The organism is Gabonia massiliensis (assembly GCF_001403595.1).
Lineage (GTDB): Bacteria > Bacteroidota > Bacteroidia > Bacteroidales > Coprobacteraceae > Coprobacter > Coprobacter secundus.
In genome coordinates this window covers 1-854 of sequence record NZ_LN877925.1, presented here as the reverse complement: position 1 = coordinate 854, position 854 = coordinate 1, and the positions used below count along the sequence as shown (strand labels likewise).

Annotated in this window: 1 protein-coding gene; it reads right to left on the bottom strand. The window is 33.7% G+C overall.

The genetic code is table 11. The features are described 5' to 3' along the window. Positions 1 to 255 precede the first annotated feature (255 nt). The coding region (locus tag BN2628_RS00055) for a mechanosensitive ion channel domain-containing protein (protein ID WP_154668348.1) at positions 256 to 854 on the bottom strand (599 nt) is incomplete at its 5' end.

Genomic DNA, 854 nt, shown 5'->3' with positions numbered 1-854 from the left:
CCCGAATACCTGTATGCCCAAATAACTCAAAAGACTTTTCTCCTGGAGAACAGGTCAGCAAACTGACTTTTATCGAATCTCCGACAGAAGGATATGCTGAAAAGTAAACAAAATAAAACAAACAAAATAAAAAGGCATATTTTATATTCATATTGTATCCCATACTTGTCCTCATCTTTTATATTCGGTAAATGTACTACAATTTTAACAAAATGTCATTTAGAAAAAAGAGCTCTTTTCATTACAAATTCCAAATCAATTTTCCAGTCTTCGTACCAAACGGTCCAAATCTGAACCAGACGGACTTTGGAACAGTTTTAATTCAAAAACAGGCAACATTGCCAATGCATGATCAAAAAAGTCAGCAACAATATGTTCATAATCAACCCAGACTTTCTGAGCAGAAAAAAAATAAAATTCCACTGGCAATCCTTTATCCGTCATTTCCAAATAGCGAACCATATAGAGCATATCGGAATTCGTCGTAGGCAAACTTTGTATATAACGTTCAATATAAATTCTAAACAACTTAAGATTAGAAACCTTTGTTTGCTTGCTATTCTTACCTCCTAAATATTCAGATAATACGTCTTGAAACAATTCTATTTGGGATAATTTTATCAATAATTCTGACGAAGAAAAACGGATGCTGTTCACATCTATGTTTATAGAGCGTTTTACCCTCCTACCTTCAGACTCTTCCATTCCTCTCCAATTCTGAAATGATTCATTGACTAAAGAATAAGGCGGAACCGTCAGAATGGTATTATCAAAATTACGTATTTTCACAGTATTCAAAGTCACTTCAATGACTCGGCCGTTAATTCCATGTTTATCCATAGTAATCCAATCTC